The 18938-nt window shown below is 42.6% G+C and carries 17 protein-coding genes and 1 riboswitch; of the genes, 6 read left to right on the top strand and 11 right to left on the bottom strand.

Annotated elements, in window-relative coordinates; genetic code table 11:
• Window positions 1-3: 3 nt before the first annotated feature.
• The 7 genes from G9Q97_RS20170 to G9Q97_RS20140 form a co-directional block, all read right to left on the bottom strand.
• Entirely contained in the window at window positions 4-1227 is a 1224-nt protein-coding gene (locus G9Q97_RS20170) for an aminotransferase class V-fold PLP-dependent enzyme (protein ID WP_166150216.1), read from the bottom strand.
• Window positions 1228-1284: 57 nt separating this feature from the next.
• A complete protein-coding gene (locus tag G9Q97_RS20165) occupies window positions 1285-1815 on the bottom strand; it encodes a RidA family protein (protein ID WP_166150214.1) in 531 nt (176 codons plus the stop codon).
• Window positions 1816-1839: 24 nt separating this feature from the next.
• The gene (locus tag G9Q97_RS20160; protein WP_166150212.1) at window positions 1840-2589 is read right to left on the bottom strand and encodes a carbohydrate-binding family 9-like protein; all 750 of its coding nucleotides are present in this window, start codon (window positions 2587-2589) and stop codon (window positions 1840-1842) included.
• A 39-nt stretch (window positions 2590-2628) separates the two neighbouring features.
• Window positions 2629-4389: a c-type cytochrome gene (locus G9Q97_RS20155; RefSeq protein WP_166150210.1), complete on the bottom strand. Its 1761-nt coding sequence runs from the start codon at window positions 4387-4389 to the stop codon at window positions 2629-2631.
• Window positions 4390-4807: 418 nt separating this feature from the next.
• Window positions 4808-5695 carry a MerR family transcriptional regulator gene (locus G9Q97_RS20150; RefSeq protein ID WP_166150208.1) on the bottom strand — a complete coding sequence of 296 codons (888 nt, stop codon included), beginning with the start codon at window positions 5693-5695 and terminating at the stop codon, window positions 4808-4810.
• Window positions 5688-6137, bottom strand: a complete 450-nt coding sequence (locus G9Q97_RS20145) for a sterol desaturase family protein (RefSeq protein ID WP_166150206.1) — start codon at window positions 6135-6137, stop codon at window positions 5688-5690. The genes G9Q97_RS20150 and G9Q97_RS20145 overlap by 8 nt, the downstream gene beginning before the upstream one ends.
• A gap of 36 nt (window positions 6138-6173) precedes the next feature.
• Window positions 6174-6839 (bottom strand): carotenoid biosynthesis protein, encoded by a 666-nt coding sequence (locus tag G9Q97_RS20140; protein WP_166150204.1) that lies wholly within the window; start codon window positions 6837-6839, stop codon window positions 6174-6176.
• 136 nt (window positions 6840-6975) lie between these two features.
• Between G9Q97_RS20140 and G9Q97_RS20135 the strand changes: the two genes are divergently transcribed.
• Window positions 6976-7281 carry a DUF4286 family protein gene (locus G9Q97_RS20135; protein WP_166150202.1) on the top strand — a complete coding sequence of 102 codons (306 nt, stop codon included), beginning with the start codon at window positions 6976-6978 and terminating at the stop codon, window positions 7279-7281.
• A gap of 12 nt (window positions 7282-7293) precedes the next feature.
• On the opposite strand, the gene G9Q97_RS20130 is transcribed toward G9Q97_RS20135, so the two are convergent.
• The 3 genes from G9Q97_RS20130 to G9Q97_RS20120 all read right to left on the bottom strand — a co-directional run bounded on the left by G9Q97_RS20130 (window position 7294) and on the right by G9Q97_RS20120 (window position 11616).
• The gene (locus tag G9Q97_RS20130; RefSeq protein ID WP_166150200.1) at window positions 7294-7800 is read right to left on the bottom strand and encodes a hypothetical protein; all 507 of its coding nucleotides are present in this window, start codon (window positions 7798-7800) and stop codon (window positions 7294-7296) included.
• Between the two features lie 157 nt (window positions 7801-7957).
• Window positions 7958-10507, bottom strand: a complete 2550-nt coding sequence (locus tag G9Q97_RS20125; protein ID WP_166150198.1) for a M14 family metallopeptidase — start codon at window positions 10505-10507, stop codon at window positions 7958-7960.
• 215 nt (window positions 10508-10722) lie between these two features.
• Window positions 10723-11616 carry a TIGR01777 family oxidoreductase gene (locus G9Q97_RS20120; RefSeq protein WP_166150196.1) on the bottom strand — a complete coding sequence of 298 codons (894 nt, stop codon included), beginning with the start codon at window positions 11614-11616 and terminating at the stop codon, window positions 10723-10725.
• A gap of 202 nt (window positions 11617-11818) precedes the next feature.
• Window positions 11819-11929: riboswitch (Fluoride riboswitch) on the top strand.
• Window positions 11930-11982: 53 nt separating this feature from the next.
• On the opposite strand from G9Q97_RS20120, the gene G9Q97_RS20115 reads away from it, so the two are divergent.
• The 3 genes from G9Q97_RS20115 to G9Q97_RS20105 all read left to right on the top strand — a co-directional run bounded on the left by G9Q97_RS20115 (window position 11983) and on the right by G9Q97_RS20105 (window position 15724).
• Window positions 11983-13278: a voltage-gated chloride channel family protein gene (locus tag G9Q97_RS20115; protein WP_166150194.1), complete on the top strand. Its 1296-nt coding sequence runs from the start codon at window positions 11983-11985 to the stop codon at window positions 13276-13278.
• A 148-nt stretch (window positions 13279-13426) separates the two neighbouring features.
• The gene (locus G9Q97_RS20110) at window positions 13427-13663 is read left to right on the top strand and encodes an acyl carrier protein (protein WP_166150192.1); all 237 of its coding nucleotides are present in this window, start codon (window positions 13427-13429) and stop codon (window positions 13661-13663) included.
• 591 nt (window positions 13664-14254) lie between these two features.
• On the top strand, window positions 14255-15724 hold the full coding sequence (locus G9Q97_RS20105; protein ID WP_166150190.1) for a Gfo/Idh/MocA family protein: 1470 nt from the start codon (window positions 14255-14257) through the stop codon (window positions 15722-15724).
• Window positions 15725-15790: 66 nt separating this feature from the next.
• Here G9Q97_RS20105 and G9Q97_RS20100 read toward each other — a convergent pair whose 3' ends face one another.
• A complete protein-coding gene (locus G9Q97_RS20100) occupies window positions 15791-16207 on the bottom strand; it encodes a GNAT family N-acetyltransferase (protein WP_166150188.1) in 417 nt (138 codons plus the stop codon).
• A 116-nt stretch (window positions 16208-16323) separates the two neighbouring features.
• On the opposite strand from G9Q97_RS20100, the gene G9Q97_RS20095 reads away from it, so the two are divergent.
• Together G9Q97_RS20095 and G9Q97_RS20090 are read left to right on the top strand one after the other, a co-directional pair.
• Complete coding sequence (locus G9Q97_RS20095; RefSeq protein WP_166150186.1) at window positions 16324-17445, top strand: Gfo/Idh/MocA family protein; 1122 nt, start codon at window positions 16324-16326, stop codon at window positions 17443-17445.
• Between the two features lie 442 nt (window positions 17446-17887).
• Entirely contained in the window at window positions 17888-18931 is a 1044-nt protein-coding gene (locus G9Q97_RS20090; RefSeq protein ID WP_166150185.1) for a quinone-dependent dihydroorotate dehydrogenase, read from the top strand.
• Window positions 18932-18938 lie beyond the last annotated feature (7 nt).

The raw sequence follows: 18938 nt of genomic DNA, 5'->3' as shown, positions 1-18938 counted from the left end.
GGTTTAAACTTTAGCAATGTTTAATTCTTCAGCGATTCTTTTGGCGACAATTTTTTCTTCTTTGGGCCTCAGCATAAAAACGGTCATGCTTATTGCATGGTCACCACCACTGATTACTTCAATGGAGGGATTGCCCTGCCTGAGTTTTTCCTGTAATTGAGCCCGGCTGAGCTGGATTTTATCCGGGTCCCAGGCAATTTTAAGATAAGGGGTGTGGTTGGCAATTTCTGGAACGGATACTTCTGTAGTCACGCTATCGATTTTTTCCACCACGCTGGCCACATAGGCCACCTTATCTTCCCATTCCTGCCATTCCTTATCGTGGTCTTTTTTAATGTATTCATCCAAAGCCACATACATACCCAGGATTTCTTCTTTATTCACCTTCATGCCCCTGCCAATGGTGCCTCCTCTGGGGGGGGCACTCAACCTCGCTGCTTCGATAAGATCCTTCCTCCCCATAAGAATTCCGGCACTTTGCGGACCTCTCATGGCCTTGCCTCCTGAAATGCATACCAGATCAAAACCCATGTCATTGTACTTCCAAAGGTTCTCCACCGGAGGTACATCTGCTGCCATATCGATCATGGTGGGAATCCCGTGTTTTTTGCCTAAAGCCACCCACTCTTCATGCTTGATCTTTCCATCAGGTGCCTGATAATTTAAAAACCACATCATTGCCGTTTTCCCATTGATGGCGCGATCTACATCGGCGGCTGTCTCTACTTCTATCACGCTGACCCCGGTATTGGTGATGGCGTGTACGTATCCTACATTATGTGATTTTTGTACAATGACTTCTGACTTCATCCCTTCAAGGTTGGGCAGTTTCCTGATTTTATCGCGGTCAGTTCCTGTCAGCACACCCGCAGTTCCCAAAACCATGGCAGACCAACATCCGGCAGTAACCGTTGCGGCTTCGGCATGACAAAGGGCTGCAATTTTCTCTCCCACTTTGTCCTGTACCTCGTCCAGCATGATATAGTGACGGGAAGAGAAATTAATGGTTTCCATCACTTCTTTTGGCATCAGGGAAGCAGTCATGGCCGTGTAAGTTCCGGCGGCATTGATGAAGCTCCTCAAGCCCAACTCCTTAACGATATCTCTTTTTGGGCTTGTTTCAGCATTTGCAGCCATGGTTCCTGATAAAGGAATGCCACTGCCTATCACCCCACCCACCAATGGTAAGGCACCCAGTCTTTTTAGTAATTTTCTTCTGCTTATCATAATTATTTTTGTTTTAGAATGCCCCGCTCTGGCTGCCATTTATCGGTGTTCCTGAACTCAGTCTTCTATTTCCACTATCATTTCTATTTCTATGGCAATATTGTTGGGTAAAGAACCCATACCCACAGCGGAGCGGGCATGTTTGCCTTTTTCTCCAAAAACCTCAACCATAAAGTCAGAAAAACCATTCATGACACGGGGTTGCTGGGTAAAATCCGGGCTGGCATTGACCATTCCCAAAACTTTAACGATTCTTTTTACCTTGTTCAAATTCCCTATTTCAGCTTTCAATGAGGAAAGTAAGGCAATTCCGGTAAGCCTGGCAGCCTCTTGTCCTTCAGTTACCGTAAGTTCAGTGCCCAATTTCCCCTGCACACTGGTTCCGTCTCCCCGCGCCGGACCATGCCCGGAAAGAAACACCAGGTTTCCCGTTCTTACCGCCCTTACAAAATTGGCGGTAGGTGGAGCTGGTGTTTGTAAAGTGATACCCATGGATTTTAATTTCTCTTCCGGATCCTGTTGGGCATGGCCCACAATAGAAATGGAAAGAAAACCGATTACCAGTAAAAATTGAAGTGGTTTAAGCATTTTTATTAAGTTTGAATTGGACGATTATTGAAAGGTGATGTTACCAAAATACCTGGGTAGGTGAAAGTCTGGTCTGTCATTAATTACTTCGTTCCAGGTAAAATAGTGAGGATTGCTGGTTTTACTGCCAGTCTTATAAAAGTTGGCTTTCCAGGTAACCCCCGGAGCAGGCGTGGATATGTTGCGATGCTCCTTCAAAATACTTACAGGCATTTTGAATTCTATGTACCAGGTCGTATCCTCCCGGATTTCCGGATCAACCTTGTCCGGCATGCTATGTGCAATCTCTATTTGTCTGATATCTTCCGGGTCCAGTACCTTATACTCTTTTCTGGGACTGGTGACATAGTGAAGGAGAGGAACCCCGGAGCAGTTGATTTCCAGATTAAAATATTCCAGTGGCGCAGCGACATCGGGAGAAAAGAAAAATTCCACACAGGAATCTGTCGAAACTGGGCCGTTTATTTCCTGAACCAGACATTGCACATAGCGATCTTGCACCTTAAAAATGCCATAGATATTGTCTTTGTCATACCTCAGTTTTACTTCGGTTTTGGGAGAAAATGAAGGTGTTTCTCCCATATGAAAGGCAATCTCAATGGCAGGAACTTCCCTCCACTCTTGTTTTTCCCAATTTCCATTGATAAGGATGGGTTTAGTAACCGGATGTACCATGTATGTGGATGGGTCTGCTGCTGAATGGTTCATGGTATCTGTAAAATGGCTTTTAAAAAAACCAAGTGTTAGCATTAAGATGAATAGTCCGACTTTCATTGATGTTTGAATTTAGGGAATATAGGCAGCTAACGCAAGTTATTGCAATTCATTCCTGACTTTAGCTACTTCTGTTGCTGAAATGCTGGAAGAATTATTGCCAAAGTTTTTCCTTATATAAGTCAAAACTCCAGCCACTTCCACATCACTTAAAAAGGAGTGTGCAGGCATGATACCGTTATACTCCACCTCATTGACCTCAATTTGCCCTTCCATTCCATTTAATACCAGGCTGATCAATCTTTTGTTATTTCGGGTTACCCATTCTGTTTCGGCCAGGGGAGGGAAGCGGGTACCGTCACCTTTACCATTGGCTTGATGACAAGTAGCACAATAGATATTGTAGGTTTGTGCACCAGTTTCGAGGAGTCCTTTCTCCAGATTATCGGCTTCCTCATCTGGGTTCTTGATGTTTGTTCTGGTATTTTTTCGTTCTTCCAATTCAGCGAGGGCTTCCGCCCCAAAATCTTCTTTTTCACCAGTATACATCACCCTCCAAATTTTCCCCTGTACGCTTTCTGTGATATAAAGGGAACCATCAGGGCCCATGGAGATGCCCATAGGTCTTGCTGCGGCATCCCCGGTATTTACTATGGTATCCAACTGTGCAAAGCCATCTGCAAAGACCTCCCATGGTCCGGAAGGTTTGCCGTTTTCAAAAGGGACAAAACCCACAAAATAACCCCCCTGTGGATAGGGGCCTCTTATGGTACTGCCATGGAAAGCCACAAAGGCTCCGCTTTTATACCTTTCCGGAAACTGCTCACCCTGGTAGAAATATAGATCATTTGGGGCAAAATGGCCTGGAAAACCCAAAAGTGGAGATTCCACATTTTCAGCACCTGTGGCTAAAGTTTTATCGCCGCCATATTCCGGATTAAGTAATTTCTTCTCCTGTAAGTGGTCGTAATAATAATAGGGCCATCCTCCATCTGTGCCATCTTCTACTTTGAAAAATTCTTCAGACGGAAGAAGTGCCGACTCCCATCTTGAAAATAAATCCGGCCAGGTACGGTGAAGGTTATCCCTGCCATGCTGCACCACATAGAGGCTGTTTTCGTCTTTGTTCCAGTCCATGGCCACTACACTGCGTATGCCGGTAGCATACCTGTAACCATCCTGCTGGGTTTGGTTGAGCTTGTTGGCATCAAACCGCCAGATTCCCCCATGCCATTCCAGTTCAGGGCAGGGGTCCATTCCCGGTGCACCTGGTCTTCTGTTGAACTCCTGACATACATCACCGGGAGAGCCAAAAGGCACGTACATGTTTCCTTCCTGATCAAAAGCCAGGGGTTTGGCTATGTGTTCATATCCATGAACTGCATTCTTATAATCATCTTTCATGATTAACTCCACTTCTCCTTCAGGCACTAATTTTTCCGGATCAATCTTTGTCCGGTAAACTTCCCCGGCCGTACTGAAATAAAGGTAGCCATTATAAATTTCCATTCCAGTGCCGTAATTGCCCGTGTCGGAGTATTCTCCAAAAGTTTCCACCCTATCTGCTTTCCCATCTCCGTTGCTGTCTCTTAAGGCAACAATTCCTTGTCCTTCCTCATTAGGAACTCTCAGTTTTACATAAATGTCCCCATTTTCATTTACGGTCAGGTGCCTAGCCCGACCAATGCTGTCAACGACCACAATTGCTTCAAAACCATCTGGAAGAAACAGCCCCCCATTATCCGGATCAGCAGGCGGAAGATTGTTGTCAGACTGACAAGATGTATAAAAAATCAAAATCAATGAAGTGAGTAGCCCAGTAGTCAAGTAATGGTGGGTGCTCCAATTTCTTTGTGACATATCTTGATCAATTGAAAGTAGAAATAGCTAATATTTGGGTAATTTGTACTGGGTGCCTATTTTCTAAGTAAGATAAAGTGAATTCGTAAATTTTCCACAAAATAAATGTTGATTCACCATAAAAAATTACCTAAATGGAGGATAGTGTATGATAGCGGTGAATGATTATCCCGGAATTAAAAGCATTACATAGGTAAAACTGTTGATATAGCAATAGGTTGTGAAATAGTCACCATGGATTTTTTATTTGGACATTTAATGGCGCTTATTTTAATCAGTCAGCAATGATGGTTTTACGGAGATCCTTTTTGTAGATGATCACAAAGTCAATACAGCCAGACTGATGCTTTTTTTGGTAGAGATTTCCCGAAGCTTTGCAGGTTAAGCGTTGAAAAAGTTGGTGCAACATGCCATTGGATCAGGCTACATGGGTGAGAGACACCAAATAATCTTTAATATCTTTTAAATATTGCATAACGTGAACATTAGCAGGAATATTCAGGTCCTGCCCGATAATTTGATATCCGGAAATTAGAATTTCAGATGCTGCAAATCTTTCGCTCAGTGAATTCAGGTATTTTTGTACTTCTTCACCTGATGGAGAAGTGGTAATGACAGTGACTAAATAATCGGGTTTGTGCGCATTATACACGCTATTCAGGTCTTCGTCAGGCGTATTTTGCCCTAAATAGATGACTTTATGACCACTTGATTTGAGTAAGTAGCAAGAAAAAAGCAGGGAGATTTCATGCAGCTCACCTTCTGGCAAGAATAAGAGGAATTTCTTCCCTCCTCCAGTATACATTTGTCCGTCAATCGCTACTATTAATTTTTGCCTGACCAGATTACTGATGAAATGTTCCTGACCAGGGTGAATGCTACCGGTCTGCCACAGGATCCCGATTTTGGATAAAAACGGATAAATGATGTGAAGCATGGTTAGTTCAAATCCTATTTTCAGGATATTGGTTGAAATTATCTTTTCAAAACGTTCTTCATCCAATTCTACCATGGTGATGATCAGAGAATGAATCTGGTCGTCATAGGCAAATGATCTTTCCGTTAATTTAAGAATCTCTGATTTCATGTTTTCCAGAGTCATTCCGGCAATCTTACTGATTTTATATCCATTGTCATTCAACAAGGCTACGTTTAGAATCAGCTTCAAGTCTTCATCATCATAAAAGCGGATATTGGTATCTGTTCTTTTGGGTTTTAGCAAATTATACCTTTGTTCCCAAACCCTAAGTGTGTGGGCTTTAATTCCTGAAAGCTGCTCTAAATCCTTTATTGAATAATTACTCATCTCTCTTTTTTTTAAAGTACTTAAAGGGAACAAAAAACAAACCGAAAGATACAGATCCATCCCTGAACCTGCTGGCATGGTGGGCCTGATGGGCTTTAAATATGGCGGAAAGGAATCTGTTTTTCGGTTTTCCAAAAAACTTCAGCCGGCGGTGAATAAGTACATCATGTAAAAAGAAATAACTCATTCCGTAAATACTTATTCCCATGCCCATCCAAAATCTGTAATCAAAATTTTCAAGCCCTAAAAAAATTAATGTAATAGCAATACCCCCAAAAATTAACGAAAACACATCATTCAGCTCAAAATAGCCTTTAGAATGTTGGTGGTGTGTTTTATGAATTTTCCATAAAATCCCATGCATGAGGTACTTATGAATAAACCATCCAGACACCTCCATGGCCAAAAACCCTACCATTATATATAATAAAGCATAAATCATCTTTAGGGTAACTTTAGAAGAAATAAAATGTTTTACTTATTCAAGGATAATTGCCAAAATGGAAAAAAACAAGATCAGGTTGATGAAAATGAACCAGTTAAGCTGATTTCTTTTGTCAAATGTTGTCTTCCTGTATGTCAGTTGAATGATAAATGCAATTAGAAACCAACCTGCAAAATTCGATAAGGGAATGTGATTGAGTTCCCATTGCCAAAAATCAAGTTTGACGGCTACCGGTTCGAGAACCACATCCATCAATACCATGAGAATGGAACTACATATAGCAGCTAAAATATCGTTTTTTATGCGTTTGTTTAGGATGCCTCCCGTGAGATAGACCAATAAAAACCAATTTATCCCAATGATCAATGGGACCCCAAGCACTTGAAAACCAAGCACCTGTCCGTAGGCGTATTCACCAAATATCAACCCCGTTTTTACGCCAATGATTTCCGATACCATCCCTACGGTAAATGCAAAAATACCGAATAACCAAAACCCCAAATTGAAATCTTTATGAAAAGAAATCAATATTCCGGTGACAACAAGCAGATGAACAGGGGTTAAGGTTTGAAATATGGGCCTGCTTATTGAGAAGTAAAGCCCCAGCAAGCCAACCAAATGGAGGATTAATAGGACTGTTTTAGCTATAACCAGCTTATTTCTTTTTAAAAAAGACAGCATTTCTTTGAAACTCCTCATGGCCGGGTAAAATGGTTTGGTTTTCGGTACAATTTTGGTACTGTCTAATGTTAATTGATTTTTTATACTTTTGTTTCTAAATTGTTAAGTAGGGTCGTGAAATGCGAGCCAAAATTAAAAAAAAATAGTTAAACCAATGATACTTTATAATATTACCATCAATATTGACAAGGAAAGAGAATTTGAGTTTGTTGAGTGGATGAAATTTGAGTATTTGCCAAAAGTGATGCAAACAGGCTTGTTTTTTGAAAAACGTTTCTTCAGACTTCTTCAGGAGGACAATGGTGATGGGGTGAATTTTTCTGCCCAATTTTTTACTGAGGGAATGGAGGACCTGGAATTTTTCCAACAGAAGTATGCGCCGGTATTGCGGGAGGAAATTGTAGAAAAATTTGGAAGTCAATTTGTATCCTTCAGATCGGTTTTAGAATCTGTGGATTGACTGCTCTTGTCATCAAGTTCCGGTTTTCATCAAAAGGTCCCCTTTTCTTTTTACTATCGAAAGCCCAAAGTATTCGTTGATGATTGATTTACACCTGTTTTCAGCAAAACCAGCCCGGGAAGGGTTATCATAAAGAAGGGTCATTCGGAGCATGGTTTTCACATATGCTTCCTGCTGCCCTAATGCATACAGCCATTTTTTTAAGCAAAGAGCCCAATCTTCCTGGTATTTGTCAAAGTGAGATTTACCATCAAATAGAATTTCCAATTGATTTGACCCGTATCTGAAGCGGTAAATTCCCGCCAATTGTCTGTATATGAGGGAGAGGTGATTTGGAGGAAACTCCTGTTGTTGGAGAATTTGCAGGTAGGTGTCATCCTTTAGTTGCAAGGGGTTGAAAAGAAGAATGAAAGATTGCTTTAATTCAATTAAAATCAAGGCCATCATTTCCTTTTCCATAGCCAACTGAGCCTGTTGGAGAATGTAATTCTTGTCTAAAGGAAAGAGTTTTTTAGCCATACTTTATGCTTGAAATAGTAAAATAAGCAAAACTATGCGAAAATATAAAGTAGCTTATTAAAAATAATCCTTTAGGAGTGTTTTTAAACAGGATAAATGTATTTTCAAGATGTAAAAATGCAGGAATAGCACTGGTTTGTACTACTCCTGGATTATATTATCTTGCTGAAGCACCGCTTATGGTTTGCCCAAAGAACACAGCATTCAGAAATAGTTTATTGGTTCCAAACCAAAAAGCCCTGAAATTCGGATTGTCTACAAAGCCTATTGTTCTTCCACTTCCCATGGCGGAAACCTGAATGACGCCGTTGTTCTTTATCATTTCCAGATTTTCCGGATGAACGTACCCACTGGCCAAAGGCTCGGCTGTGTAGATCAGCGGATTGGCATAAGGATTTTTTGCCGGTTTGAGAAACTGATTTCCCGATTTGAACACGTGGATTTCTTCGGAAGAATACCCGTAAGCTACAGGATGAGTGATGTCCAACTTCGCTTTAAAAATGGCACCTCCTGTAACTTTGGCTCCCCGCTCGTTATCCATATCGGCATATTGTTTTTGAGAAAAAGCAGCGGAATCTTCCCTGGACAGAAAATTGAATGAGGCAAGTTCCTCCTTTGCCAACCAGTCCATAGCTGATCCGCGGGCAACAAGGGTTCCGCCATTCCTGATCCAGGTATCTAATTTTCCGATTCCATTTTTGCCGATGGAACCATAGCTTCCGGATGGCATAACAAGGACATTGTACCGGTTCAGGTCAGCAGAGGACATCCTTCCTGTAGGTATCAGGGTTATGGGGATATTCATCCGTTGGTCAAACAGGTGCCAGATTTCTCCTGCATCGCTACTACTTACTCCCTCATCAACCAAAATGGCGATTGACGGCTTTTCAAGCACGTCTATACTTGGTGATCCCAGGTTTATGCCAGAAGTATATCCGGTTGTCAACGCATGAATCGTGATTCCCGTACCCTTCGCTACCTCGCTGAGGTCATCAAAAAATGCCGCGTCGCTTTTTTCTGTATTTCCTTTTTCTACCAGTATTGTACCTCTGGAAAATATTTTCCCCAGCTGGTTTTGGAAAGGTTTGTGTGCCAGTCTCAACTGATAACCTTTATCCATTAGCTGATACAATGCCTTAGGAGCATAGTATTCCTTCCATTCGAATGCATAGCTATACGCCCCTGCAGCTCCAAGTACCCTTCCTTCCTTAAAAGTCAGGCCCCCACTCACATCTTCCACTTTCGCCAGGTTAAGGATTTTGCTGCTGAGTGCCATAAAATCTACATTGAAAGCCATGGGCATGTTCCAGGTAGAAACATCATAAAAAAGGCTATCCGTAAAAGTAGAACGCGTTTCAAACATGGTTTTGATCAGCTTGTACTGCGGTTGGTCCAAGGGGACGATAAAGGACTTACCAGATTCAAACGGTACTCCATTGAGGGTAACATCTTCTTCCAGACTGTATAACTGAATGTCATGCTGAAGAAGAATATCAGCAAAATGATAGGTCCGGCCATAATCTTCCTGAGCACCAAAAATATAAGCCTTGTCATCATCCTCGGTGTAGGCTTGCTTCGATTCCTGATAAAAATCCACCATGTATTGGTTCAGCTCTTGTCTCATGTCCCGGGCAGCCTCGAATGAGGAAAGGGCTGTGGTAAACTGATTTCTTATGGTGAAGGGGAATGAAATTTCGCCGAAGGCATTTTCCTGCAAGTGTCCCCTGGAGGAGGCTTGCTCAAATAAAATCCCTACTGCACCCTGAATATCCGGGTAGGTAGAACCTTTACCATAGTAGTAATCGTCAAAACTTTCTTTTGTATAGTACAAAGATCCAATTTCATCCAAATACCGGGCATGGTATTGAGCAATCCTCTCAGTCAGTTCGAAATTTTTTTCAGGGGTTAAAGGGTTGTTCCTGCTGGGTATCCCGGGCTGAAAGAAGAAAGTATTGTTTGTTCCCATCTCATGAAAATCCAACACGATGTTGGGCAGCCATTCCTGAAGCTGTTCTATTCTGCCACGGGACTCAGGGTGTTGTACGGGCAGCCAATCCCGGTTTAGGTCAAACCAATAATGGTTGGTCCGTCCTCTTGGCCATGGCTCATTGAGTTCTCTGTTATTTGGGTCTCCGCTGGGGAAGTAACTTTTGTGGCTGTTTACCCAGGAGGCAAAGCGGTTGATGCCATCAGGGTTAATTGCAGGATCAATCAAAAGCACCATATTTTCCAGATCTTCTTCCAGCTCTATGGCTGCGGTAAAGTGGTAGGCAGAGAGAAGAGACGCATTGACACCAGAGGGTTCATTACCATGAACAGAGTGGCCCATGTACATGACCACAGGCATGTTTCCCGGAGCGGCGTTCGAATTTCTCAAAGCTGCCCTCTGCGTTTTAATGCTTTCCAGGTTTTCAATGTTTTCAGGAGAGGATACGGCCAACATTATCAGAGGCCGCTTTTCATACGTGCTGCCATAGTTGATCAAGGTTGCACGAGGTGAACTTGCTGCAATTGCGGTAAAATATTGAACTACCTGAGAATGGTTGGCATGCCATTCCCCCACCTCAAAACCCAATACAGCAGAAGGCTCGGGAATATTTGCCTCATAGGTGAAATCCTCGGGCAGGTAGTAATCCAGACTTGCCTCCTGGGCCCTTGCCACAAAAATTATCAGCAAAAAAAAGCTGCTTAGCAATTTGATTTTCATACATATAGGATTTAGTGACGCAATGTCATTGCACTTTTACAATTAGCCATGAAATCCACACGATTAAAATCATCATTAAAATCCAGGGTAAGGATTATCTTAATCGTCAAAGATTCTATAGCCTGCCCCGACTAATCGGGATGACCATTAGGGGTCAATTATAAACACATGAAAGTATTAAGTTAAATTAGAAAAGGAACAACCATTTATCAAAACTAGTGAAATATTTGTTGAAGTGCCTGATTAAGGTCTCCGTAGTTGAATTTGAATCCTGTGCCTTCTATTTTTTCAGAGCTGACCCGGTTTCCGCCCAGCACCATTTGCGCCATTTCTCCCAAAAGTAGCTTTAATGCAAATGCTGGAACACCTATTTTAACGAAAGGTTTGTCTTTGAAGCTAGCTGCCCGCTCAGTTAGCACGCTGTTGGTTACCGGCACAGGTCCTACAGCATTGTAAATACCCGAAAGCCCATGATTTTCTAAGGCAAAAATAAACATTCTGGCCAGATCCTGTAAATGTATCCAACTCATGTACTGCCTTCCAGAGCCAAGAGGAGCTGCTACAGGGGGTTTAAGCATTTCCTTTAATGCTCCTCCATCTTTTGCAAGAACAATTCCTGTTCTGAAAATGACCGTTCGAATCTTTATTTCCTGAATTTTTTCAACTTCCGATTCCCATTCTTTTACCACTTTCGCAAGAAAATCCCTGCCGGGGGGCTCCCCCTCATAGATTAGTTTGTCGCCGGTATCAAAACCATAGTATCCTACGGCACTGGAACTAACAAATGCCTTGGGTTTATCCTTAACTTTTTCAAGTTCCTCAAAAAGAAGCCTGCTGCTTTTAACCCGGCTCTCCAGGATGTCCTTTTTCCGGGATTCGGTCCAGCGCTTATCCGCAACACCTTCTCCGGCAAGGTGAATGATGCCCTCCGCCCAGTATAGCGACTCCTGGTCTATTTTATACTGTACAGGATCCCAATAATAAGCTTTTTGTGCGTATTTCTCCGGATTTCTGCTCAGCCATGCGACTTCCTTGCCTTGCTCCTCCAGCAATTGAGTGATGGCTTTCCCAATTAATCCCGAACCTCCTGTTATCAGTATCTTTTGCATAATAGACATTCAAAATATTACAGTTATATAACCTGAATGATTATCCTATCAAAAAGCATTCCATCTAAATTTTTGTTTTGTCGTCAAAAAAATTTGATCTGCCTTATTTTGGGAGGCCTTTTTCCTGTTAAGATCAAATGTGTCGATGTCCCCGGCTTTATTCATTCTCTTCCTGAAAAATTTAATTTGTTTGCTTACATTTGTCGCATCTGGTGATGGGGTTCCACCAAATTTCCTGATTTCCCCTTTCTTTTGGATAGGTTTTTCAGGTTTAAACCGCTGTATTTGTTCAGCTGATGACTCCTGCTTCAACTTCTAACCTGTACTTCAGGTTTGTTTTATGCGCAGCGTTTAAAAACCACTTTCATGTTGAAGAGGACCAGAATTTTATTGCCCCTAAGAAAATTTTTATTTCAGGAGTTTGCACCCAACATTGGCTACACTTTTCGATGGCTGCTACTATCTATCATAATTGGCTTACTGGCAGGTTCCGCTTCGGCAATCTTTTTGATCAGCCTGGATTGGGCCACTCAATTTCGGGAAGCAAATATTTATGTCATTTTATTCCTTCCTATTGGCGGATTTGTCATTGGCTGGGTATACCACAGGTATGGCAATTCTGTAGTAAAGGGCAACAATCAATTACTGGAAGAGTTTTATAATCCTTTAAAAATCATACCATTAAGAATGGTTCCGTTGGTGCTGTTCGGTACTCTCATGACCCATTTTTTTGGCGGATCAGCAGGGCGGGAGGGTACGGCCGTGCAGATGGGTGGAGCGATATCCGATCAATTTACAAAATGGTTTAAACTTCCCGATACCGATAGAAAAACGGTTATCACCGTAGGAGTGGCAGCAGGTTTTGCATCTGTATTTGGCACACCCCTGGCAGGAGCGGTATTTGCCCTGGAATGGCTGGTGATCGGCAGACTGCGGTACGAATCGATTTTGCCGGCATTTCTTGCAGCTTATATTGCGGATTATGCCTGTGCGGACCTTTGGGCGGTGGCTCATACCCATTATACCATTCCATTAGTGCCTGAATTAGACCTAATCCTGTTATTATGGATCATTCCAGCTGGAATTTGTTTTGGCCTTGCAGGGAGGCTGTTTGCCTTTTCTACTCATTTTTGGGCTGGGTTTTTTTCCAGGAAAATCAAATATCCGCCCTTCAGACCGGTGGTAGGTGGTGTAATGATTGCCGCTTCTGTTTTTTTGATGGGAGATACCAAATATATTGGTCTGGGTATTCCGACTATTGTGGATGCGTTTTCGGTAGATTTGCCTTGGTATGATTTTTTGATAAAAACGGCAAAGACTTCCCTTACCCTCGGGGCAGGATTTAAGGGAGGTGAGGTAACACCCTTATTTTATGTGGGGGCTACACTGGGTAATGCAATGGCTGAATGGACCCCTTTACCGGTGGCTTTGTTGGCTGGGATGGGCTTTGTCGGGGTTTTTTCTGGCGCTACAAATACGCCGATGGCCTGTACCTTTATGGGGATAGAGCTTTTTGGCTCAGCACCTGGAATGTACATCGGTCTCGCATGCGTATTGGCCTACCTTTTTAGCGGCCATTCCGGCATTTACGGGTCACAGGTAATTGGTTCGCCCAAGCATGTTAAGCTGCTGAAAAAGAAGGGAAGGCGTATTGGTAAATGATCCTATTTTTGTTTTTTTGAAATTATATAAGGCTTGGCTGCTTTTCAGACAGCGATTAACAAATTTTAATTAAAAAAATCTATTTATCCCACAACAAATCCATGAGATATGTCGTCTTAAGTTTGAGTTAAATTTTATTTATGTAAAAATGAAAAACATCACAGCAATGCGCAAAGCTATTGGCGTATTTCAGTCTTACGGCATTCCGCTTACAGGCAAAAAGAAAGCCGCAAATTTTTATAATGATTTGAGAATGGACAAAATTTTTGTGGCCGGCCTGATTTTTGAGTTGGAGTATGAGCTTAAAAGAGAGCTTGAAGAGGAAAAGGTAGCGCATATACAAACACCTTCTGAATTGATTACCACATTGCTTAAGGCTTCCTGATTTTACCTCAATTTTTTTATGTAAAGTAAATTGAACAGTGATTTATTAGCTTAATTTTTAGAAGTTCGTGGACTTGGTAAATCATACTCGCCCGGATGAGGCTTTGGGATTACCAATCATTTTCCTGGCATTTCTTCATTTCAGACCAACTGAGGGTGGTCAAGTGAATCTCAAGAACCGCATGTTGGTTAATTAACAAACAGTTTCGTTTTTCATGTGCTGGGTTTCAAAAGCCAATAAATTACCGGCTGGACATCATTCCCAAAACATCCGTTGTAAATCTATATCACAAAAAGGCGCAGATATCAGGGGTAGCGCTGTTCTATTTTCTCAATAGAAATTGGTCTTATGGAATAAGCCTCAGTGAAGTCGTCTTTGGAATTTTGATTCGGTAGATGCATTTGTGGGGCCCCTCCTCCAAAGGAGTTAAACCCGGTTTCAATGGCATTGGTTGAAAGCTTTAATTTCAAAATCAAAATTCCGTTCGAGGACAAAAATTGCAAAAGGAAGAAATATTATTTGATTCCTAAAAGTATTTTCTTTTATTTATAAGGTTACTTATTCAAATTATCCTTAAAATAAACCCAAAAAATGAAAGAAAGAAGGGAGTTTATCAAGAAATCCATTTTTGGTGCCGGTGGTCTGACCATTGGAGCCATGAGCTTCAGTGCCAAATCTTATGCATCCATTATGGGAGCGAATGAAAGGCTTAGGATTGCGGTATGTGGAGTCAATGGCAGGGGAAAAACCCATATCAGGGAATTTTCAGAACACAAGGATTCTGAGATTGCGTACCTTGTAGATCCAGACAGTCGCGTTCTTGGCGAGAGGGTTCAGGGACTTCGGGATGGAAAGACCAATAGCAATAAGGTAAAGGGAGAAAAAGATGTGAGAAGGGTTCTGGAAGACAAAAATATAGATGCCATTAGTGTGGCCACACCCAATAACTGGCATTCATTGATGGTGGTATGGGCAGCCCAGGCAGGGAAGCATTGTTATGTGGAAAAACCCGCCAGCCATGACGTTCATGAGGGCCGAATTGCCCTCGCTGCAGCCCAGAAATATGGTATTGTGGTACAGCATGGTACCCAAAGGAGGAGCAGTGATAACTGGGCCAATCAAATTGGTGAAATCAAATCCGGAAAATATGGAAAGATGAAGGTTTCCCATGGTTTTGCCTGTAAACCGAGGGAAGGAATTGGATACAGTCCAGTTACCAATCCTCCAAATCACCTGGATTGGAATTTATGGAAAGGGCCTTCTGTCATAGATGGTTATCATGAAAACCTGGTTCATTATAATTGGCATTGGTTTTGGCAGGTAGGCAATGGTGAACTGAATAATCAGGGTACACACCAACTTGACGTCGCCTATTGGGCACTTGATGACGAAGTGGCCAATACCCATCCCAAAAGAGTCATGGCACTGGGAGGAAGGTTCCGCTGGGATGATCAGGGCGAAACCCCGAATACCATGTTTGCCCTTGCGGAGTTTGCCAATGGGCAATATGTCTTTTTCAATGTCAGAAATGTGAATCACGAAGGTTACGAAAGGGAGGTGACCAATCGCTTTTATTTTGAAGACGGTGGGAGATTGATGGAGGGAGGAGAATACCAATCCCATAACGGTAGTCAGCCCAGAGATGTAGCATCAAAACCTGTGGCCATCACACCCGGAGGTGCATTTGGGAGCTTTATTGCGGCTTGTAAAGCCAATGATCCCATGATGGCCAATGGTAACATGTATGATGCTCATTACAGTTGTACCATGGGACACCTGATGAATATTTCTTACAGATTAGGAGAGAAAGTGCCATTTAACGCAAAGGCCGGCAGGTTTGGAGACAATCAGCTGGCTTTCGAGGAATTTATGAAAATTCATGAGACTGCCAGAGATGGAATGGGTGTACCCGTGGATCAGGCAGATTATATTGTTGGTCCCTGGCTGGAGTTTGACGGAGAGGCAGAGCACTTTGTCGGAGACAGGTCCGTTGAAGCCAACCGGTTGCTGTATGATCCCAGAAGAGCGGAATTTGACCTGCCTTCGCCTGGTTCAGTCTGATGGGTCGATCGATTATGGCTTGACACTACGGAAAACACATTTACCGGAGGGCCGCGTCTGATTGGATCAGCTTAACTTATCCAAATCCTCAAGATAATAACAGTTGTCATGTTTGCTCATGCCTATTTTGGGGTAATAAGCAGTGGCTTTTGGTGCAGATAAAAGAATAAGCTTGGCCTGGGGATAAGCAGCTTTGGTTTTTTGAATCAAAGTTTTGCCTATCCCCTGCTTTTGAAATTCCGCATGGACAGCCAAATCAGACAGGTAGGTACAAAAAGTGGTATCTGTAAGGGATCGGGCTATACCGATTAGTTTTCCTTCCAGTCTGGCGGTAATGATGAGGTTGGCATGACGGAGCATGTCTTCCAGTCTTGCTGAATTCTTCACGGGCCTTCTTTCTCCCAGGCTTGAGGCGATCAGTATTTCCCGAAATTCAGCCATGGATAGGTGGTTTTCTTTTTGATAGGTAATACCTGGCTTCATGATCAACAGGGGGTTATGTTTACAGTGGAAGATAAATAATATTTTACAATTATAGATAAAACCAATATCTTGCGATATACCGATCAATAAGAAATAACCATAAACCTATATTTCCCATGTCAAGTAGAAGAAATTTTTTGCAAAAATTGACGCTTTCCGCAGTGTCTATTCCCTTTATTCCCGGATTTGAAACCAAATCAATGCATGTGATGAACCAAAAACCCGATCAAGGCACCCTATTACGCGTTGCCATCATGGGCTTGGGCAGCTATGGTACCAGAGTGGCTGAAGCCATGGTGGATAGTAAAAAAGCAAAACTGGTGGGGGTAATTAGTGGTACCCCCTCCAAAATTACTGCCTGGCAGGCCAAATACAATATCCCTGAAAAAAACTGCTACAATTACGAAAATTTTGATGCCATCAAGGATAATCCGGACATTGATGCCGTATATATTATTACGCCAAACGCTTTGCACCATCCCCAGACTTTGCGGGTAGCGGCAGCAGGGAAGCATGTAATCTGCGAAAAACCTATGGCCCTTAATGCCAAAGAAGGAAGAGAGATGGTGGAAGCCTGTAAAAATGCAGGTGTGAAGCTTTTGGTTGGTTACCGCATGCATTTTGAGGCGAATACCCTTGAGGTAATTCGGATGCGCGAGGCTGGTGCCTTTGGGGAAATTAAATTTTTTCAGGGTTTGAGTGGGTTTAAAATCGGAGACCCTACCCAATGGAGATTGAACAAGGAGTTGGCGGGAGGCGGTGCCATGATGGATATAGGTATCTATTCCGTTAATGGTGCCAGGTATATGGTAGGGGAAGAGCCGGAATGGGTTACAGCCCAGGAAACCAAAACCGACCCCGTGAAATTTAAAGAAGGAGTGGATGAGACCATCATGTTTCAATTTGGCTTTCCCAGCGGAGTAGTTGCCTCCTGTTTGTCTACTTACAGTATGAGTAACCTGGACAGGTTTTTTTTGAATGGCACAGAGGGATATGCAGAAATGCAGCCTTCGACCGGTTATGGACCTATCAAGGGAAAAACGCATAAGGGGCCTTTGGATAAACCCCACATTACCCATCAGACGGTACAAATGGATCGAATGGCAGAAATTATCCTGGAGGGCGATACAGCTCAGGTTCCTGTAGATGGAGAAGAGGGTCTTAAAGATTTGATCATCATCGATACCATTTATAAAGCGGTGAAAACAGGGAAAAAAGAGAAGATCAAATTAGTTTAGTTTTATTGCAGTGCTTAAATCGCTGGGAAGGCGTTAGTGGATTTTAGGATAGGTCACGGCACAAAAAGCGATGAAGATAAGTGAGTCTTTCTGTAAAGCTGAGTTAGCTCAAAAGGCACTCCGGATTACGTGTAGGTTTAGTCTTGACTTGAGAACAGGGATCGGACCACTGCTTTTTATGTTGACGGCAAACCTTAAAAAACAAATATTGTGAGCATTTTAATGGTTACACTGACTGGTTTAACTGCAGTCCTGTGGATTTAATTACATCAATATTTTTTAGAAAGACTGCCGGGTATTAAATATCATCTTTTCAGATTCCTCAGTGCCCATTCAGAGAGTGTATTTCCGGTCCTGGGCATTATCTTTCATTTTGTGTGGCGGGGACGGGGCATTGTCACAGAATTGGTTTAATTTTGTGATTAGCCAAAATATTTTCGTCGTGTACAAGCATTTCATCAAGCCTTTACTGTTTACCAAAAACCCTGAATCAGCGCATTATTTCACCTTTTCCTGGATCAAAAAACTATTTAACCTACCTATCCTGCGTTCGGTGATCAAATCGGCATTTGCCTTTGAGCACAAGGACCTGGAGCGGGAGGTATTTGGGTTAACTTTCAAAAATCCAATAGGCCTGGCAGCGGGATTTGACAAGGATGCCAAACTGATCGATGAAATGTCCATGCTGGGATTTGGTTTTATTGAGATTGGTACACTGACTCCCAAGCCTCAGGAGGGAAATCCGAAGCCCAGGCTTTTTCGCTTGCCCAAGGATCAGGCATTGATCAATAGGATGGGTTTTAATAATGAGGGGGTATTGGCAGCAGTAGAAAGATTGAAGAAAAGAAAGTCGGGCGTATTGGTGGGCGGTAATATTGGCAAGAATAAAACTACACCAAATGAGCTGGCCCTGGACGATTATTTGTACAGCTTGCACGCCTTGCATCCTCATGTGGATTATTTCGTTATCAATGTGAGTTCTCCCAATACGCCGAATTTAAGGGCTCTTCAGGAGAAAGAGCCGCTCAAGCAGCTTTTGCAGGCGGTAAAATCAGCCACTGACCATTACCCTCAAAAACGTCCGGTTTTGCTTAAAATCGCCCCGGACCTTACCAATACGCAATTGGATGATATCATAGCTATCGTCAGGGAAACGAATATAGATGGGGTGATAGCCACCAATACCACTGTGGTAAGAGATGGATTGAAAACTTCTTCAAATCTTGTTCAGGAGATAGGGGCAGGAGGCCTGAGTGGTAGGGTGCTTAAAGACAGGAGTACCGAAGTCATTCGCTATTTGACCAGTCAATCCGGCAATGCCTTTCCCGTGATAGGCGTGGGAGGAATATTTTCTGTGGAGGATGTCCAGGAAAAGTTAGCTGCGGGGGCCAGCTTGGTTCAGATATATACTGGTATGATTTATGAGGGCCCCGCAATGGTTAAGCGATTGAAAATGGGTATGGTAGGTTGGTCCGATAAATCGTAAATCTTTT

This window comes from Cyclobacterium plantarum (assembly GCF_011290685.1).
GTDB lineage: Bacteria > Bacteroidota > Bacteroidia > Cytophagales > Cyclobacteriaceae > Cyclobacterium > Cyclobacterium plantarum.
The sequence above is the reverse complement of the archived record's forward strand: the minus strand, read 5'-3'. Positions and strand labels throughout refer to the sequence as shown.